Here is a 19,588-nt window from a genome sequence, read left to right as displayed (position 1 = left end):
GTAAGTAAAAAAGTAAGGCTCTAATCGATATGATTAGAGCCTTACTTTTTTAAGAATGAATTCTTTTATTTAGTCGCATATAATTTTACATCGTTTTCCTCGACAGTATCACCACTTAAAATAATTAAGCGTTCCACCACATTTCGAAGTTCACGAATATTCCCAGACCAATCGTAAGATTTTAATAGTTTTAAAGCGCCGTCCGAAAATTCCTTTTTAACAGTGCCTTGTTCTCCTGCAATCTTTTCGGAGAAATAATTAATTAACAAAGGAATATCGTCTCGTCTATCGTTTAAGGCTGGTACCTGAATGAGAATAACCGCCAACCTGTGATATAAATCTTCTCGAAAACGACCTTCTTCAATTTCTGTTTTTAAATTCTTATTTGTTGCTGCTAAAACCCGAACATCAACCTTAATATCTTTATCGCTTCCTACACGTTGTACGCGATTTTCTTGAAGTGCTCTTAGAACTTTTGCTTGAGCCGACAAACTCATATCACCAATTTCATCTAAGAAAATAGTTCCACCATTAGCAGCTTCAAACTTACCCGCTCGATCTTTATTTGCACTTGTAAAAGCACCTTTAACATGACCGAATAATTCGCTTTCTATTAATTCACCCGGAATCGCAGCACAATTCACTTCTACCATCGGTCCGCCAGCACGTTCACTCTTTTGGTGCAACCAATGCGCCACAAGCTCCTTCCCTGTTCCATTAGCTCCCGTAATAAGCACACGAGCTTCTGTTGGTGCTACTTTATCTATAATATCTTTTATATTAGAAATGGCATCACTCTCCCCGATCATTTGGTAATTCTTACTCACCTTAGTTTTAAGAATCTTATTTTGCACCACCAACTCTTTTCTATCTAAAGCATTTCTAACCGTATTTAATAATCGGTTTAAATCTGGCGGTTTTGATATGTAATCGAACGCGCCCAAACGCATAGTATGCACGGCAGTATCTAAATCTCCATGCCCCGAAATCATGACCATCGGAATTTCTGGTTTTATAAGCTTAGTGGCTTCTAAAACTTCGACACCATCCATTTTAGGCATTTTAATATCGCATAATACTAAGTCGTAATCCTCGTTTTTAATCTTTTCGATTCCAACTAAACCGTCTTCAGCTTCTTCTAAATGATATGTTTCGTTTTCTTCGGAAAGAATTTTAATTAAAACTCTTCGAATTGCTGCTTCATCTTCAATAATTAAAATTTTTGGCATAACATTTTTTTTATAATGATGTTGACAACATATCAACTTTGTTTTAAATTCTTTAATCTATTTCATTTTCTTTCTAACGCTAGTACATATATCCTACGTTAGCTTTGTAAGAAAAATGAATCATAAAAATAAAGAACGAAATATAATTTTTAATATTTAATCCATTTAATAAGCTCCTTGTACGTCGGTTTTTTACCATACATTAGAATCCCAACACGATAAATTTTCGCAGCGAACCAAACGGTAAGTAAAAAAGATCCTATTAAAAGTAACAGCGATAATAGCTGTTGCCATATAGGAACACCAAACGGTATTCGCATTAGCATAACTACCGGAGAAGTTAAAGGAATAAATGAAAATATTGTAGACACAATGCCGTGCGGATCTTCGATAACGGTAAAGAAACCAATATAAACAGATAATACCAATGGCATTAATATAGGAAATACAAACTGTTGTGTATCGGTTTCATTATCTACTGCAGCACCAATTGCCGCATACATTGAGCTGTATAGTAAATACCCTGCGATAAAGAACAATACAAATGCTATGATTAAATTGGCTAATGGCAGATGATAAAAGCCTGACAGAATAGTTTCTATCTGACCGTTTAATTGCTGATCGACTAGAGATTGTTCTATAACTTGCTTTTGGGGAGATTGAGACATATCTATTCCGAAAACAACCCCAACTAAGGCTGTTAAAATCCCTCCTAAAATAATCCAAATAATAATTTGTGTTATTCCTGCTAACGATGTGCCTATAATTTTACCCAACATGAGTTGCATGGGTTTCACAGACGAAATAATTACTTCGATAACGCGACTGGTTTTTTCTTCAATCACACTACGCATGATCATGTTACCATAAATAATGATAAACATAAATAACAAATACCCTGCGGCACCACCAAATGCAAGTTTAATGATACTTTCGACCTTAGAGGTTTTCTCTCCCGAAAAATTTTCTTGTACAATACTAACTTCAATTTTAGCAGATTCTATTTTATCTAAGTCGACGCCAACTTGTACCAATTTCACATCGGTAAGAGATTTTTCAACTTTACTCTCTAAAGTGGTAACAACCGACAAGGAAGGTGATTCTTCTGAGTAAAACTTGACATGTTTCTTTAAATAATTTACATCATTGCCCTTTTCTATATGTAATAAACCATAATCTTCTTGGGCGTTAACCAGTAATTTAGCGGCCTCTAAATCTATGTTGGTTAAGAATCTATATTTTGTAGTTTCGGTATCTTTAAACGCGTTGGTTACCAAACCTGATTCGTCTAAAATGGCTATAGTTCTTACTTTATTATTACTGATTTGCGACAAATAAGCTACCGTTGCAATAAGTGCAATTAGTACAATCGGACTTAAAATAGTCATCACAATAAATGCTTTATTTTTAACCTTCGTTAAATACTCTCTTTTAATTATGAGTGGTAAATGATTCATGTTTAACTATTATTCTGAATGGCTTTTATAAAAATATCGTTTGTGCTTGGCAGTAATTCAATAAAGTGAGACACTTCTCCTTTAGTAGTTAAATACTGCAAAAAATCGTTAGGCTTCTCTATCGCTCCTAATTTTACATTTAACTTTAATTGCTCGTCTATTGTTTTGAATTGTGCTGGAGACACATCAAATTTATCGGTTAACTCTTTGTGTAAAGCATCGATATTTGACGTTTTTACTCCGATTTCGTAAGAGTTATCTTTATACGCTCTTTTTATATCTGTTAACCTACCGTCTAATATTTTATTAGACTTATTAATTAATGCAATATGATCGCATAATTCTTCGACAGACTCCATACGGTGTGTCGAAAAAATAACAGTTGCGCCATTATCGCGTAAACGTAAGATTTCGTCTTTTATAAGGTTAGCATTTATAGGATCGAATCCAGAAAAAGGCTCATCGAAAATTAACAGTTTAGGTTCGTGTAAAACGGTGACTACAAACTGAATTTTTTGCGCCATTCCTTTAGATAGCTCTTGAATTTTTTTATTCCACCAATCTCCAATTTCTAAACGTTCGAACCAATAGTGCAATCGCTTTTTGGCTTCAGCTTTACTTAAGCCTTTTAATTGTGCTAGATATAGCGCTTGCTCGCCAACCTTCATAGATTTATATAAACCCCGTTCTTCTGGTAAATATCCAATATCTCTAACATGGTGATTCTTTAAAGGTTCTCCATCTAAAATTACATGTCCGGAATCGGGCATGGTAATTTGATTTATGATACGAATTAAAGTGGTTTTTCCAGCACCATTTGGTCCTAACAAACCAAAAATACTGCCTTTAGGAACGTCTATAGAAACTTGGTTAAGCGCTGTAAAATCTCCAAATTTTTTAGAAATATTATGCGCCTCTAAAATGTTATGCATTCGTGAGTTTAGTTAATTAGGATGTAAAGATATTAAATGTAAGACAACAAGTTTAATTATATGCATAAAAAGCAATAATCGCTAAAATCACAAAACCCACCCTTAGATAAACATAAGGATGGGAAAAAAATTGCTATGAAAAAGAAAAATTTACTAATTTCAATTAGTAATAATCCAAATATAGTACTTTATATTAAATAACCCTTAATTTTTTATTATAATTTTTACGAATTACATAAAAACAAAAACATCCGCCATATATGACGGATGTTTAAGGTGTACTTAATTATTGTTTTTTTTTAAGAAAACATATCTTTTACTTTCTCAAAAAACGATTTATCAGAACTTTCCGGTTTTGGTGAAAAATGTTCGTCTTCACGCATGGCTTCGAAAAAATCTTTTTGTTGTTTATTCAATGTTTTAGGAGTCCATACATTTACATGTACTAATAAATCTCCTTTGGCGTAACCATTAATATTTGGTATACCTTTACCTCGTAAACGTAAAATCTTACCCGATTGTGTACCGGCTTCAATTTTAATACGCACTTTACCTGTAACGGTTTCAATTTCCTGAGATGTTCCTAAAACAGCATCTGGTATAGTTACGTATAAATCGAAATGAAGATTGTCACCTTCACGTTGTAAACTGCTATGTGCTTCTTCTTCTATCGCCACTAAAAGATCTCCAGAAATTCCCATTGAACCAGGAGCCTCGTTACCTTTGCCAGTCACTTTTAATTGCATGCCATCTACAACACCTGCTGGTATTTTAATGGAAACTGTTTCTTCTTTAACAATTAACCCTTGAGCATCTGCATCTTTAGGTTTTTTATCTATAGTCTGACCAGAACCACCACAAGCCGTACAAGGTGCCGCTGTTTGCATACGACCTAGAATAGTATTTGCAATACGTGTAACCTGACCAGAACCCTGACAAGTAGGACACGTATTATAAGTAGTACCCTCAGCCTGAACTTTACGTCTTACTTTAACTTTCTTTTCTACGCCGTTAGCAATTTCTTCTAACGTTAATTTTACACGAATTCTAAGGTTACTTCCTTTAACTCGGCGTTGGCCTCCGCCACCACCAAATCCTGAAAATCCGCCACCGCCGAAACCGCCGCCACCAAAGATATCACCGAATTGGCTAAAGATGTCGTCCATGTTCATATGGCCACCACCTCCAAAGCCACCTCCGCCACCACCTTCGAAGGCTTGGTGACCGAATTGATCGTATCGTGCTTTTTTATCTTGGTTACTTAAAATTTCGTAAGCTTCTGCTGCTTCCTTAAACTTGGTTTCTGCTTCCTTGTTATCTGGATTCTTATCTGGGTGGAATTCAATAGCTTTCTTTCTGTAAGCCTTTTTAATTTCAGCCCCAGTTGCATTTTTGCTAACTCCTAGAATTTCGTAATAATCTCTCTTCATTGTATATGTGTCCCTTTCGACCGTTAATATTTTTTTACACTATAATTTAGTAAGTAAATGTCTTATTGCCCAATTACAACTTTAGGAAACCGGATTACCTTTTCTCCTAATTTGTATCCCTTTTCAATTACATCAATAATTTTTCCTTTTAAATCTGGTGTTGGAGCAGGAATTTGAGTAATAGCTTCATGATGATCTGCATCAAACGTATCACCGGCTTGTACTTCTACAATTTCTAAACCTTTATTTTGTAACAAATTTTTAAGTTTATTACTAATTAACTCGACACCTTTTAAAAGGTCCTTTTCTTTGGTTTTTGAAATTTCGCCATAAGCACGATCAAAATCGTCTAATACAGGTAACAACGCAACCATGACATCCTGGTTGGCAGTTTTAAACAACTCAATACGCTCTTTTGAAGTTCGTTTTTTGTAGTTCTCGAACTCCGCAAACAATCTTAAAAATTTATCTTTTTCCTCTTTTAGTTTAATTTGCAAATCTTCTTCAACAGATATTTCCTGATTTTCAACTACTTGCTCCTCTATATTTTCGTTCTCAACGTCGTTTTGTATCTCTTCTTTACTCATGTCTTACATATTTAAATAAACACTACCAATGAAAGGCAAAAGTACTGCCATCTTTCTGAATTTGCCAAAATGTCACAAATAAATTTTATCTTTTATTCATAAGTCATTCTATTTTAATTAATTTTGAAATTAACCATAAAACACTACAACATGAAAAATAAAATTTTAACGCTAATGTGCGTATTATCAATGGGAATAGCAACTACTTCTTGTAAAGACAAAGGTAAAGAAGTTGATGCTAAAGCAGCCGAACCGGTAGCAGAAAGTGCTCAAGCATCTGAGACATACAATGTAGATGTAGCGAATTCTTCTATCGAGTGGAAAGGATTTAAACCTACAGGAACACACTTTGGAACTGTAAATATTGAGTCTGGAGAACTTACCACCGACAATAACAGTATACAGAGCGGAAGCATAGTAATAGATATGAAAAGTATTGTTGCATTGGATGTTGACGGTGACAAAAAAGAGAATTTAGAAGCTCACTTAAAAGGAACTGTTGAAGGTAAAGAGGGAGACTTTTTTAACGTAAACGAATTTCCTACAGCAGGATTTGAAATCACTGGTGTATCTAAAAATGAAATAGGAAAAACCATGTTAGCTGGAAATTTAACAATGCGTGGAATCAAGAAAAATGTATCGTTCCCTGTAACGGTTTCTGTAAGTGACGACTCGCTTAGTATAGTCAGTGAAACTTTTGAAATTGACAGAACGGTTTGGGGAATTAATTACGGTTCTAAATCTGTTTTCGATAATCTAGGAGACAAATTTATTAATGACGAAATTGAGTTAACGATTAAAGTTAACGCTACAAAATCTTAATACAATCATAGATTTAATTTAGTAAGAAGACTATCTGAAAAGATAGTCTTTTTTTATTTCAGCAATTCTAATAAAGCGGGCTGTAAGTTAGGGTACTTAAACACAAAACCTTCTCCGACAAGCTTTTTACAGCTTACACGCTGACTCGAAAATAATAAATAAGACATTTCCCCCAATATCAGTTTCATCGCTACTTTTGGAATATTTGGCAAGAACATAGGTTTATTTAAAGTCTTGGCAATAGACTTTACCAGTTCGCCTTGTGTAACAGGGTTTGGAGCTACTGCGTTAAAAGTACCTTCTCCACAATACTTTAACAAGTACACAAACACACGCACCACATCGTCTACGTGTATCCATGATTGCCACTGTTCTCCGGTTCCAAACACGGCTCCTAATCCCATCTCGGTAGGCTTTTTTAATTCGCTTAAAACGCCACCTTTTTCAGAAAGCACAAGACCAATTCTAACTTTTGCAACCTTTATGTTAAGTCCAAAAAACGTATCTACTTCGGTTTCCCAAGCTTTAACCACATCGCCTAAAAACGAATCGTCTACTTCTGTTTCTGTCTCGTTATATAAGCGCGTTAGTGAATCTGGATAAACACTTATACCACTAGCAGAAATAATTTGTAATACATTATGGTTAGGCACCGATCGGAGACCTTTATGCAGTAATCGCGCAGATAACACACGACTATCTATAATATCTTTTTTATTTGAAGCCGTCCAACGTTTTGAAACAGTACTTCCTGCTAAATGAATAATAACTTCAACATCCTGAAAGCAATCGGTATCAATTTCGTTAGTATACGGATTCCAATAATACCCCTGATAGTTTTCTTTACTGACTATTTTTTCTTTTGAGGTTGTTAAATATTTGACACTCACATCCTTCTGGAGACAAAGTTCCACGATTTTACTTCCCAAAAGTCCAGTAGCGCCAGTAATTAAAACACCCATATTCTAATTTTTAAGCAAAAATACCAAATACAAGAGTGTCAAGACACTACATTAAGTAAGGTTTAACAGTAATCTGCCTAAACTTTAGTAAATAATTATATTTTTCTAATCAATTTGAAGTTTATATTTCTGCAATAAACCTTCTAGATCGGAACTTGAGAATTTAGCACCTTTCATTTTATTAAGTTCCGGATCGATTATAAAATTGTAAGCCGTCTGAAAATGTGCTCCTTCTAAATTGGAGTTAAAAAACTGAGTTTCTAGTAAATTACATTCGTCAAACACAGCTTGAGACAAATCGGTTTCATTAAAAGTAGCTTGTTGTAATTCGCAATTAATAAATAAAGTCTGTTTCAGTTTTAAAAAATCGAATTGCGCCATTTGTAAATTACAATTGGTAAAATTAAATCGCATTAAAAAGGTACTTACAGATTTAAAATTTAGACCCAATAATTTACAACCTGAAAACGTGACATCATTTAAGGTTGTATTTTTAAGTGTTGCATTACTTAAATTACAATCTATAAATTCACATTCGTTAAATACAATACCAGAGAGGTTTCCGTTAGAAAAGTCGCATTGCTCGAATGAACAACTTTCGTAATTCCCAATTGGCAACGGACTACGACTAAAATTTTCTTTTTTAAATAACTCGTCTTCAATAATAGGACTCATAATACGGTTTTATAACGGTTTATTGGCTCTTAACATTTCTCTTTTTCCAGGAGGACCAGGAATGCGATCTACTAAAAAACCTACGGTTTGCATAGCACGTCTGGCATTTCCCTGCGCAGAATAAGTAACTAAAACACCACCGGGTTTTAAAGCTTTATACATAATTTTAAATACAGCTTCTCCCCATAATTCAGGTTGTACCCTTGGCCCGAATGCATCAAAAAACACGAGGTCATATAATGCTACATCGGTAATATCATTAAATATTTTTTCTTGTTTTAATAATGAAAATTTAGAAGTTATATCGTGCATAACCTCCCAAGATACATCGTGAAGTGTATTAAAAACCGATTCTTGCGTACCAGATAAAATTTCTTTAGAATAATTTATATGTTGTAAATGTTCGGAGGTTACAGGATAAGCCTCTACACCTGTATACTTAATTTTACAATGTAAACTTTCTGCGTGTAAACACGTTAAAAAGGCATTTAAGCCTGTCCCAAATCCTATTTCTAAAACTGAAAGCTCTTGTTTTTCAGGGTACTTATCACTCCAGTAATCTAATCCAGAAGTAATAAATACATGTAGTGCTTCTTGAATTGCACCATGTCGCGAATGATAGGTTTCGTCTAAATCTGGCAAATATATGGTTGAAGAACCATCGGCTGTAGTAATAATTTTACGTTCCAAAACACTGAAAATTGAGATAGATTAATTAAAATACTAAAATCTAATAGAAGGTACTGCGAATCTAAATTAGCAGTTAAAACAAGACGTAAATATACACGATTTTTAAATCACTTTTGGAATTTTTATACTACTTTTATACTATAATTTAATATACTGTTTAATTAAGTAAATTGTAATATTTTGACAAATTCGATTGAAATTACAAAAGCAAAAACGAGCAAGATACAAGATGTAGATTTTGAAAATTTGTCTTTTGGAAAGGTTTTTACAGATCACATGTTTACTTGTGATTTTAAAAATGGTGAATGGCAGAAGCCTGAAATTACGCCATATGCTCCACTAACTTTAGATCCTTCGGCACGTGTTTTTCATTACGGCCAAGCTGTTTTTGAAGGAATGAAAGCATATAAAGACGATGCTGGTAAGGTCTGGTTATTTAGACCAGAAGATAATCTTGCACGTATAAACAAATCTGCAGAGCGTCTGGCTATGCCAGCATTTCCTCACGATCTCTTTATGGATGGTTTAAAAAAACTAATTAATTTAGATCAGGATTGGGTAAAACCAGGTTTTGGAAACTCGCTTTATATTAGGCCTTTTGTAATTGCTACAGAACCTGAAATTGCAGCTTCTCCTTCTTCAGAATATAAATTTTTAATTATTTGTTCGCCAGCACAATCTTACTATTCTGGAGATGTTCGTGTATTGGTGGCAGAACAGTTTAGCCGTTCGGCAAATGGTGGTGTTGGTTTTGCTAAAGCTGCTGGCAACTATGCTGCTCAGTTTTATCCTACAAGCTTAGCAAACAAAGAAGGTTTCCAACAAATTATTTGGACAGATGCCAATACGCATGAATTCCTAGAAGAAGCCGGAACAATGAATGTCTTTTTTAGAATTAACGACACTTTATATACGGCACCAACAAGCGAACGTATATTAGATGGTATTACACGTAAAAGTATCATTCAAATTGCTCAAGATGCAGGTATTACAGTAGAAATTAGACCAATTAAAGTTAGCGAAATTGTTGAAGCTAGTAAAAATGGTTCCCTAAAAGAAATTTTTGGTTCAGGAACAGCGGCTGTTGTTAGTCCGATATCTGCTTTCTCACATAAGGGAGAACTATTCGAAATTCCTAAACAAGACGATAAATACTCCGATAAATTTAAAAAATTACTTAACGGAATTCAATACAATACACTTGAAGACCCTTACGGTTGGAGACAAAGTATATAAAACATAAAAGAGCGATTATTTTAAAATAGTCGCTCTTTTTTTTACTTCTTTAAAATGGAAGCAATATCCGGGGCAAAGTAATTAGGCCCTTTTAATACTTTCCCATCTTCTCTATAAATTGGTTCTCCGTCGCTCCCCAATTTACTCATATTACTTCGTTGTATCTCATTAAACACGGCTTCTATTTTATGCTGTAAACCATGTTCTATAATAGTACCACATAATATGTATAGCATATCGCCTAAGGCATCTGCAACTTCTACAAGATCTTTATTATTAACAGCTTCTAAATATTCTTCATTTTCCTCTTTCATTAAATTATAACGCAACAAATTCTTACTCTCACCTAAATCGGCACGTTCTACTTCGCTAAATCCTAATTTATAAGCAGTATGAAATGCTTTTACAGACTCTATTTTATTCTTCATATTATAAAAATATTATTATTTTGATTACATTTACAGACTTGATAATTTTATATACAAACCCTAGTTTTTAAGCTAATTATTAAGTTTTTAAAATTAAATCAGCTTATTTTTAATTAATTCTTACAGTGCCGCATGTTTACAGAAGGTCAATTAATTTTTGGAGTCATATTTTTTATAGTTTTTGCTATCTCAATATTTTATACTTATAAAAAAGATTTTGCATTACACAAGAAATATTATAGCGGTAGTATATGGGTTCTTGTAGGTTTTATAGCGTTCCTATTATTTATTATCTGCATAAAATTAATATTTAAAGGTTAATAATTACCCGATTTCCTTTATAAATTTTACGTCTCTGTAACGCTTTTCAATAGCTCTTGATTTTCACGAGTAAACCATCCTATTTAAAACACCTTTAGGTCTACTAAATCTGAAGACATACCTTCTATAAATCGCGTAAAATTCAGTTGTCTTTCGCTAAAAAAAACAGAAAAAGTTCTGCATATTTAAAGAACGAATCTGCTTTTTAAAAAATTGAAATAAAATTGATTACCTTTGATTTCATACAACTTACACTAATGAAATCTACCAAATATATACTATTCATATTACTAATTGCGTTCATTGGTTCTGCAATTTACATTGCGGTACAACCTAACGAAATTAGCTTTTCTAAAACAAGAACGATACACGCGCCACAAGAAGTAATCTTTAATTATGTTAAAGATTTAAACCATTGGAAATCTTGGGCGCCTTGGAAAAAAACAAGCACTTCAGACTCCATTTTAAATGATAAAGAATACACTTGGTTAGAAGATAATGCCATTGGAAGAATTACAACTACCGAAGTTTATAAACCTTCAGAAATTAAGCAAAAACTTACATTTCCAGACTATCCAAAATCTCAATTAGATTGGAAGATAGATTCATTATCTCCACAGACATCAACTGTAACGTTTAGTATGCGTAGTGATAATATACCATTTAAAAAGAAAGCCTATTATGCGCTATTCGGCACTCCTGAAGAAAATCTAGCGCCAAAATTCGAAACCAGTCTTATGCAGTTAGATTCTGCTGTTTCTAAAAGCATGAAAGTTTATAGTATTACCATAAACGGCATAACAAATCACAGTGGTGGTTATTATTTATACAATACAACATCCAGTAAAATGGATAATTTTCAGGATAAAATAAAGGTTATGATGCCTGAAATTACTGATTATGTTGCTAAAAACAATATTCCGATGGCTGGTTTTCCTTTTGTACTATATCATAAATGGGATGAAGCAAACAATGCCGTAATTTTCTCGTGTTGTGTCCCTACTAGTACACAAGTTCTCACAACAAATAGCGATATTCTAACAGGCTCCTTACCTGCTTTTAAAACACTTAAAACAACCCTAAAAGGAGATTATAATTATTTAGACGAAGCAAGGGAAACTACGTTCGAGCATATAAAAACGAATAACCTGGAAACCGCACAAAGTAATATTATGCTAGAAACGTATATTACAAATCCGAAATATAAAATAAACCCTGCCGATTGGGTTACTGAAATTTACGTTGCATTAAAAGAGGAATCGGATACCCTTCCGTTAGATTTAAAAGGATTAAAACTGCCATTGGATAATGATAACTAAAAGCTACAAGCACAGATGAAACAATTGCTCTTAGTGTTTATTGGTGGAGGTTCTGGTAGTGTTCTACGGTTTTTAATCAGTAAATATTTAAACAGTCCCAATACAGGTATTCCTTACGGAACTTTTTTAGCTAATATTCTTGGGAGTTTGTTAATAGGAATTATTCTAGGCTTGGCTTCTAAAAACCATTTTATCACTCAGAATCACACTTTATTACTAGCGACAGGATTTTGTGGCGGATTAACAACCTTTTCTACCTTTGCTTACGAAAATCATATGTTTTTAAAAATGGGTGACTTTCTAAATTTTACCATGTACACCTTTACAACTTTCACACTTGGATTTTTCGCTGTATTTCTTGGCGTTTATATAATTAAAGCTATTTAATTCTTTACAAAAGCTTTTACTCCTGCTTTTATCTCGGTATTTAAATAATTTGCTCTTGGCACAATCGGACAAGAATATTTTTCGTCGTAAGCGCAATACGGATTATAGGCGGTATTAAAATCTATAGTTATAATACTATCGCGTTCCTTATCATGAACTAGAACTTCAATATAACGGCCGCCACCATAAGTAGAGTCACCATTGGTATTATCTAAAAAAGGTAGAAATAAATAATCTTCTTCACCTTCTTCGTCTAGTAAATCTTGACTTTCATATATTTTAAGTTCAAAATCCTCTCCCTTAATCTTAAAATTTACCACACCAAAAACACGTTCTTTAGACATACGATCGGTAGTTGTTGGCATTTCAAAAAATGTACTATCTGGTGTATGTTTTAACCTTGCTTGCACAACGTAGGCCGAATCAAATTCAAAAAAATCTAAACCTCTAAAAGCTTTACGATCCTTCTTTTTTAATGGAGACGTACTCGCATCTTTAAAACTTGCGTTTAACGATTTTTGAAAAGGTGTATCTCCTAGCAAAGGTTTTTTATTTTGAAAACACGAACACAAACAGAAAAATAGACAGATATATAAGAATGATTTCATTTGAATAAAATTTGAGTTTCAAAAATACAACTTATACTTTTTTTATCTAGATTTGAACTTATAAATATACAAATCATGTTAAGCAGAAAAGTAAATTATAAACTTACCCGTGTATCTAAATCGAGATACTGGACTCTCTGTATATAACATTTTACTATTTTATATAATAAACGTCCAACCTTTTTTAAGTTGGACGTTTTTTTTTGTACTAATCAACCAAAACCAATGAAAACTATTTTTAGAGCTTACGTGAACACCTTTAAAGGCCTTTCTACCGAGGTATGGTGGTTAGCTTTAATAACATTGATAAACCGAGCGGGAACCATGGTGATCCCTTTTTTATCCTTATATCTTACAAAAAATTTACACTTTACGTTATCTGATGTGGGTTGGATTATGAGTGCATTTGGCGCAGGCTCTGTTGTAGGCTCTTGGTTAGGTGGTAAATTAACCGATAAAATTGGATACTACAAAGTCATGGTTTTTAGTCTTGTGCTTTCAGGATTCTTGTTTATATCACTTCAGTTTTTAAATACGTTTTTAAGCATTTCTATTGGTGTTTTTATATTAATGATCGTGGCAGATATGTTTAGACCTGCCATGTTTGTGGCTTTAAGTGCATACAGTAAACCTGAAAACAAAGTAAGATCGGTAACATTAATACGATTAGCAATAAATCTAGGATTTTCTGCTGGACCCGCTATTGGTGGGTTAATTATAGTCACCTTAAGTTACGGTGGCTTATTTTGGGTAGATGGTATTACATGCTTCTTAGCAGGTATTTTATTACTCAATGTTTTACACCCTAAAAAAGCAAGAATAGCAGATGAGATTTTGGTTACAAATCCAAAATCGGCTTACAGCGATGTAAACTATATTATCTTTTTATTCGCCATGTTATTATTCGGAATTGCATTTTTACAGTACTTCTCTACCGTTCCTTTGTTCTACAAAGAAGTACATCACTTATCGGAATTTGAGATTGGATTATTAATGGGAATGAACGGATTTATAATTTTTGCCTTAGAAATGCCGTTAGTAAAATCCTTAGAGAAGCCTACATATTCTAAAACAGGCTTGGTTGTTTTTGGAGCTGTATTAACGGGCCTAAGTTTTGTATTTTTAAATATAAGCGAATGGGCTGGCGTTTTAGTAATTGGTATGTTGTTTATGACCATAGGTGAAATGATAGCTTTTCCATTCTCGAATGCATTTGCTTTAGAACGTGCCAAAAAAGGAAATCAGGGTGAATACATGGCACTATACAGTATCGCTTTTTCTATAGCACATATTATTGCCCACAACTCGGGTATGCACCTTATCGAAAAATATGGGTACCAAATAACATGGTACATCACCACAGTTGTGATGATTGTATGTGTTGCAATATTATACTATCTTAAATGGAGAATGATACAACAGAAAGACAAACAGTAAATACAGTTATTAACGCGTAGAATCACGTACAACAATATCGGTCTCTACAAGCTCTGTAGCAAATGTATTAGAGTCTGCTTTTTGTTCTAGCTTTTCTATTAATTTTTTAACCGCTGTTGCTCCCATAATTTCTCCATGCTGACTCACACATGTTAGTTTCGGATTAGAATGACGTGCTAATAATCCATTAGAAAAAGAAATAACCGCTAAGTCTTCTGGAATTTTATATCCATTTTCATTTGCTAACTTCATTGCTGCAACAGCCGTAGACTCGTTAGTAGAAATAATACCATCTATGGTTTGTTTAAATAAAGGACTTATCATAGATGCATATTGTTTGTAATCGGCTTCTGATTCATTTATCACCAAATTTTCATCAAAAGGTAAATTATTTAGAGCCAATCCTTTTTTATAACCTTCGAAACGAATCTTACCTTTACTTAGATTTTTAAATGGGGAAACAAAAGCAATACGCTTACATCCTTGCTTAGCCAAATCTGTAACGGCATTAACCGAACCGTTAAAATCGTCGTTAATAATTTTATCACACTCAATGTGGTCGGAAACACGATCGAACATCACTATAGGAAATCCAAATTTTACAGAATCTTCAAAATGACTATACGCACCATTTTCTTCAGTCTCTTTAGAAATAGACAGCAAGAAACCATCAATACTTCCCGTTGAAAGCATATCTAATATTTCTGCCTCTTTCTGGTAGGACTCGTTAGAAATACACGTAATAATTCTATACCCATTCTTTGCGGCTTCCTTTTCTATACCTTGCAACACTTGCATATAGAAATAGTTAAGCATATTAGGGATAATTACACCTATACTTTTAGTACGTTTATTTTTTAAACTTAAGGCATTATAATTGGGTCTGTAATTTTTTTCTTTAGCGTAATTCTGAATTAAAATCCGAGTTTCCTCACTAATTTCAGGAATATCATGAAGCGCTTTAGATACTGTTGAAACGGATACATTTAATGCTTTCGCAATATCTTTTAAGGTCGTTTTTTTCATGAAAATTGCTATTAATTTATTAGTGAATTTGATTTTGAGAGTAAAAAATTAAAAAGATAAAATTATAATAAATTTATGAATTTAAAAAGTCTAAATTTTTATTAATTATTAAATTTTAGATAACTTAATGATTGTTTTACAATAGTTTCGTTAATCAAAGTGCTATTTGAAATCACATTATACAAAAAATCTATATTTTTTTCGCTTGGTAGAATATAACACAAATTATCCGAAGTTTAATTTATTGTTTCCACAATATTAAAGCAGAATAATAATGGCTAAATAGGTGTTAAACTTTGAATTCTCAACACATTATTACAAATTAGTGACTAATTTTGTGCACTTTATATTATAAAATGACACACTCTAGTAATACTAACATAAAAAATCTAATCATCTACCAAAAGTCTCTAGATGTATTTAAATTATCTAGACATATTGCCTCCTATATCACATACGATAAAGATATCCTTTCTATGCACAATTCTAAACATTACGTAGATAAGTATGCAGATAAATTGGTTATTGATGCGCTAGGTTTAGTACCTAAAATTGTGGAAACCGAAAATGAAACAGATCAAATTAAGAAGGTAAAACGCGCAAAGTCTTTACGGTTTTTCATAGATCGATTATATTATAATACGAGACATTTAGAAACGACTAGAACCAATGGCTCAGATTTTATAAAATTACTTCGAATAGAACTTAAAAAGTTAAGAATTATTCACAAACAATATGTTCGTTCTTTAATCCAATTAAATTAGTAGCTTAACTTTTCCTATTAATAGCTTCTAATACCAAGCGTATTTCCCCATAACTATATTTATCATCTAATTTCATCTTTAAATCAGATAGATTTTCAAACTTAGTTTTAGGGATAATCTCATACAATTCGTTGTAAGTTTGTTTACTCATTACATCCGTCATTTTGACAACCCCTTCAGGTATAAAATGTGCCAAATGTCCGAAGATGGTGTTTTCATTTAAGTCCCGTTCCTGAGCGATTTCACTAATCGATTTGCCAGATTTGAATAAGTCTAGAGACAGATCTTTAGTATTTATTTTATTATCTTTAGTATCTTCATCTGTAAAGATAGTTTCGTCAGATTCCGTTTGTATATCATTTTCGTCACAGTAATCACGTATAACCTTTAAAATTGCACTTCCATACTTTTCAACCCTAGTCTTCCCCATACCATTTACTAACAAAAGCTCATCTTTAGTTACCGGGAGTACTTCACAGATTTCATACAACGATTTTTGAGTAAAAACCTGGAAATGGACCAAATCATTTTCAGTAGCAATTTCGTTCCTTAAAACACGTAATAATTCAAATAACTCCACATTAATAGTTCCGTCTACAACAGATTTTCTAGACTTTCGAGGCTTTTCTTTTGCCAAGAAAACAGATTTAGCGCGTAACTCTAAAAGTCTTTTGGTCGTAAAATTATCGGTTAGAGCATTAAAATAAAAACACTTAGAATCATACAGCTCCTCTATAATATCCATATTTTTAGTAATATCTCCTCCCACTGCTTTATTGTCTGTAGTAAAACTAAACGCTTTTAGCGGACCACCGATATTCATTTCTGTTTCTTGTTTAAAATAAGAAATAGCCTTTTTAAAACGCTCTTGAATGGTATCATTAGATTCTAACGAGTTGGATTCATCTTCCGACAATTGTCTGAGTTGTGCATTAAAACCATTACTTACTTTTAGCAGGTTGGTTATGGTATTTTTAATGGTGACCATCTCATGTTCGACCTTTCCCTGAATACTATTCCTATTTTTATAAAAGATATCTAGAATACGATTTACAGGATATAGAAATTCATAGAAACCGAATACTTCTGCGATCAAATCTAGTTGAAATAATTTTTGAGAACGTTCTAGAATATATTGATCCGGTTCATTTTCTTCAGCGTTTTTATTAAAGGTTAAAACGTGATTATCTGTTATAATCTGGTTGGAACTAATTTTACTCTTAAGCACCAAACCATCAAGAGATTTACAACGACTTAATGCCACATAGGTTTGTCCGTGGGCAAATGCCGCACCAGCATCTATAATTGCTTTTTCAAACGTTAGCCCTTGACTTTTATGTATCGTTATTGACCAGGCCAATCGTAGCGGAATTTGAGTGAAAGCGCCAATTTTCTCTTCGGTAATGGCTTTGCTTTCTTTATCTACACCGTAATTTATATTTTCCCAGGTTTCAGCCTTGGTTACTATATTAAAATCATCATCAGGACATTTTACGGTAACTTCACCCTTAGTTAATTCAATTACCTTCCCGATTTTACCATTAAAATAGCGTTTGTCCTGACTACTATCATTCTTAATAAACATGACTTGTGCTCCAACTTTAAGCTTTAAAGACTCACTATTTGGATATGAAAACTCTGGGAACTTACCTTCTACAATAGCGTTATAAGTAAATACCTTGGTATCAAGTTTATCTAATTCTAGTGTATTTGTGGCTTCTGCCTTATTATTATGAGTTGTTAATGAAATATACCCTGAATTAGCCTCTGGAGTAAAATCTGAAATGAACCTTTTATTTAATTCTTCAGCACCTGCAGGACTAAGCTGATTATTCCTAATTTCATTAAGAATTTGAATGAATGTTGGATTTTCCTGTCTATAAATGTGTTTCAATTCAATGGTTATCGCATCACATTGATGGTAAGCATGACTACTAAAAAAGAAACCATTCGAATAATGAGATCTTAACAATTGCCAATCTGAGTCCTTAATAACGGGAGATAATTGCTGTAAATCTCCAATCATTAGTACCTGAACACCACCAAAAACTTTATTTCTATTTCGAAAGCGACGTAAGGTTTTATCTATACCATCCAATAAATCGGCTCGAACCATACTAATTTCATCAATGACCAATAAATCCATGGATTTAATAATATTGATTTTAGTTTTATTGAACCTTCTGTTAAAACCACTTGGATTATTTAAATCAGCATCCGGTAAAATAGGACCAAAAGGAAGCTGAAAAAAAGAATGAATAGTTACTCCTTTTGCATTAATCGCTGCAACTCCTGTAGGGGCAACAACTACTAGACGTTTTAAACTATCCATTTTTAACTTATGTAAAAATGTAGTTTTTCCAGTACCAGCTTTACCTGTTAAGAACAAAGAACGGTTTGTATTATTCACAAATTCCCATGCTAAATCCAGTTCCTTATTGACAGCCATTATATAAACGTTTTAAAAAATATATTTTGAAGGTACTATATTTATTTACTTTTTAGAAGAAGAATTTATAATTATTGCAATACAGAAGTCGTTTATTATAGGAATATAATATCTTACTTAATCATGGTATTGATGAGAATAATATGGGTAATTGAACAAAATTTTGCTACGTTTTGTTCTCGGCTCCGCTCGAACGCCCTTTAAAGGAATATTGTAAATTTTAAATTCCCCAAAAGTATATAAACAAAAAAATCCTCAACATATAAATGTTGAGGATTTAGTTTTAAAAAAGGCGACGACCTACTCTCCCACAAATGCAGTACCATCGGCGCTAATAGGCTTAACTTCTCTGTTCGGAATGGTAAGAGGTGAGCCCTATCGCAATAATCACCTTAAATTGTTGATCGTTAGATGTAATTAATTACAATCTAATCAACCGCGCTAATGCGCAAATATCTTAACATATTGAAAAAGGACCTTAATAGTCTTTATTTTAAAAATACTTTATAATAATAATTCTTTTTAACTTAATAAAAAAACATGCGCCCCTCATTACTCTTGCAAGTAACTGTCCTCTATATTACTATAAAGTTAGAGGGGGCTTCCATACAATAAGCCTATGGGTTATTAGTACTACTCGGCTATGACATTACTGCCTTTACACCTATAGCCTATCAACGTGGTCATCTCCCACGACCCTTTAAAGAAATCTCATCTTGTGGTGGGTTTCGCGCTTATATGCTTTCAGCGCTTATCCCTTCCCAACGTAGCTACTCAGCAATGCTCCTGGCGGAACAACTGATACACCAGAGGTTGGTCCATTCCGGTC

18 protein-coding genes and 2 rRNA genes (1 of these 20 cut by a window edge) are annotated in these 19,588 nt (G+C 33.1%); 6 read left to right on the top strand and 14 right to left on the bottom strand.

Annotation, left to right across the window (positions count from 1 at the left end; genetic code table 11):
- Window positions 1–65: 65 nt before the first annotated feature.
- From ACKC83_RS09325 to ACKC83_RS09305, 5 genes are all read right to left on the bottom strand, one after another.
- Window positions 66–1,229 (bottom strand): sigma-54-dependent transcriptional regulator, encoded by a 1,164-nt coding sequence (locus ACKC83_RS09325; RefSeq protein ID WP_414037328.1) that lies wholly within the window; start codon window positions 1,227–1,229, stop codon window positions 66–68.
- A 149-nt stretch (window positions 1,230–1,378) separates the two neighbouring features.
- Window positions 1,379–2,686, bottom strand: a complete 1,308-nt coding sequence (locus ACKC83_RS09320) for an ABC transporter permease (RefSeq protein ID WP_434035298.1) — start codon at window positions 2,684–2,686, stop codon at window positions 1,379–1,381.
- A 2-nt stretch (window positions 2,687–2,688) separates the two neighbouring features.
- Window positions 2,689–3,618 carry an ABC transporter ATP-binding protein gene (locus tag ACKC83_RS09315; protein WP_434035297.1) on the bottom strand — a complete coding sequence of 310 codons (930 nt, stop codon included), beginning with the start codon at window positions 3,616–3,618 and terminating at the stop codon, window positions 2,689–2,691.
- A 299-nt stretch (window positions 3,619–3,917) separates the two neighbouring features.
- Window positions 3,918–5,048, bottom strand: coding sequence for a molecular chaperone DnaJ (gene dnaJ / locus ACKC83_RS09310; protein ID WP_414037331.1), 1,131 nt, complete (start codon window positions 5,046–5,048; stop codon window positions 3,918–3,920).
- Between the two features lie 62 nt (window positions 5,049–5,110).
- On the bottom strand, window positions 5,111–5,635 hold the full coding sequence (locus ACKC83_RS09305) for a nucleotide exchange factor GrpE (RefSeq protein ID WP_414037332.1): 525 nt from the start codon (window positions 5,633–5,635) through the stop codon (window positions 5,111–5,113).
- Window positions 5,636–5,785: 150 nt separating this feature from the next.
- Here ACKC83_RS09305 and ACKC83_RS09300 point away from each other — a divergent pair, with 150 nt between their 5' ends.
- Window positions 5,786–6,457, top strand: coding sequence for a YceI family protein (locus tag ACKC83_RS09300; RefSeq protein WP_434035296.1), 672 nt, complete (start codon window positions 5,786–5,788; stop codon window positions 6,455–6,457).
- A 53-nt stretch (window positions 6,458–6,510) separates the two neighbouring features.
- On the opposite strand, the gene ACKC83_RS09295 is transcribed toward ACKC83_RS09300, so the two are convergent.
- From ACKC83_RS09295 to mnmD, 3 genes are all read right to left on the bottom strand, one after another.
- A complete protein-coding gene (locus tag ACKC83_RS09295; RefSeq protein ID WP_434035295.1) occupies window positions 6,511–7,419 on the bottom strand; it encodes a TIGR01777 family oxidoreductase in 909 nt (302 codons plus the stop codon).
- 105 nt (window positions 7,420–7,524) lie between these two features.
- Entirely contained in the window at window positions 7,525–8,094 is a 570-nt protein-coding gene (locus ACKC83_RS09290; RefSeq protein ID WP_434035294.1) for a pentapeptide repeat-containing protein, read from the bottom strand.
- Window positions 8,095–8,103: 9 nt separating this feature from the next.
- Entirely contained in the window at window positions 8,104–8,784 is a 681-nt protein-coding gene (gene mnmD, locus ACKC83_RS09285) for a tRNA (5-methylaminomethyl-2-thiouridine)(34)-methyltransferase MnmD (RefSeq protein ID WP_434035293.1), read from the bottom strand.
- A gap of 180 nt (window positions 8,785–8,964) precedes the next feature.
- On the opposite strand from mnmD, the gene ACKC83_RS09280 reads away from it, so the two are divergent.
- Window positions 8,965–10,020, top strand: coding sequence for a branched-chain amino acid aminotransferase (locus ACKC83_RS09280; protein WP_434035292.1), 1,056 nt, complete (start codon window positions 8,965–8,967; stop codon window positions 10,018–10,020).
- Window positions 10,021–10,061: 41 nt separating this feature from the next.
- Here the strand turns inward: ACKC83_RS09280 and ACKC83_RS09275 are convergent, their stop codons facing one another.
- A complete protein-coding gene (locus tag ACKC83_RS09275) occupies window positions 10,062–10,448 on the bottom strand; it encodes a hypothetical protein (protein ID WP_414037338.1) in 387 nt (128 codons plus the stop codon).
- Between the two features lie 578 nt (window positions 10,449–11,026).
- Between ACKC83_RS09275 and ACKC83_RS09270 the strand changes: the two genes are divergently transcribed.
- Window positions 11,027–12,088, top strand: coding sequence for an SRPBCC family protein (locus ACKC83_RS09270; RefSeq protein WP_434035291.1), 1,062 nt, complete (start codon window positions 11,027–11,029; stop codon window positions 12,086–12,088).
- A gap of 15 nt (window positions 12,089–12,103) precedes the next feature.
- Window positions 12,104–12,475: a fluoride efflux transporter CrcB gene (gene crcB / locus ACKC83_RS09265; RefSeq protein ID WP_434035290.1), complete on the top strand. Its 372-nt coding sequence runs from the start codon at window positions 12,104–12,106 to the stop codon at window positions 12,473–12,475.
- On the opposite strand, the gene ACKC83_RS09260 is transcribed toward crcB, so the two are convergent.
- Entirely contained in the window at window positions 12,472–13,083 is a 612-nt protein-coding gene (locus ACKC83_RS09260) for a DUF1684 domain-containing protein (RefSeq protein ID WP_434035289.1), read from the bottom strand. The two genes, crcB and ACKC83_RS09260, sit on opposite strands and share 4 nt — an antisense overlap.
- 225 nt (window positions 13,084–13,308) lie before the next feature.
- Between ACKC83_RS09260 and ACKC83_RS09255 the strand changes: the two genes are divergently transcribed.
- Complete coding sequence (locus tag ACKC83_RS09255) at window positions 13,309–14,520, top strand: MDR family MFS transporter (protein ID WP_434035288.1); 1,212 nt, start codon at window positions 13,309–13,311, stop codon at window positions 14,518–14,520.
- Window positions 14,521–14,529: 9 nt separating this feature from the next.
- Here ACKC83_RS09255 and ACKC83_RS09250 read toward each other — a convergent pair whose 3' ends face one another.
- A complete protein-coding gene (locus ACKC83_RS09250; protein ID WP_414037343.1) occupies window positions 14,530–15,546 on the bottom strand; it encodes a LacI family DNA-binding transcriptional regulator in 1,017 nt (338 codons plus the stop codon).
- A gap of 356 nt (window positions 15,547–15,902) precedes the next feature.
- Here ACKC83_RS09250 and ACKC83_RS09245 point away from each other — a divergent pair, with 356 nt between their 5' ends.
- Window positions 15,903–16,310, top strand: coding sequence for a hypothetical protein (locus tag ACKC83_RS09245; protein ID WP_414037344.1), 408 nt, complete (start codon window positions 15,903–15,905; stop codon window positions 16,308–16,310).
- 4 nt (window positions 16,311–16,314) lie between these two features.
- Here ACKC83_RS09245 and ACKC83_RS09240 read toward each other — a convergent pair whose 3' ends face one another.
- From ACKC83_RS09240 to ACKC83_RS09230, 3 genes are all read right to left on the bottom strand, one after another.
- Complete coding sequence (locus ACKC83_RS09240) at window positions 16,315–18,759, bottom strand: helix-turn-helix domain-containing protein (RefSeq protein WP_434035287.1); 2,445 nt, start codon at window positions 18,757–18,759, stop codon at window positions 16,315–16,317.
- A 287-nt stretch (window positions 18,760–19,046) separates the two neighbouring features.
- Window positions 19,047–19,154 (bottom strand): 5S ribosomal RNA (rrf, locus tag ACKC83_RS09235).
- A gap of 212 nt (window positions 19,155–19,366) precedes the next feature.
- Window positions 19,367–19,588 (bottom strand): 23S ribosomal RNA (locus ACKC83_RS09230) (it continues 2,610 nt past the right edge of the window).

The sequence above is a fragment of the Formosa bonchosmolovskayae genome (assembly GCF_051016085.1).
In the GTDB taxonomy this organism is placed as follows: Bacteria; Bacteroidota; Bacteroidia; order Flavobacteriales; family Flavobacteriaceae; genus Formosa.
This window is presented reverse-complemented; position numbering and strand designations above follow the sequence as displayed.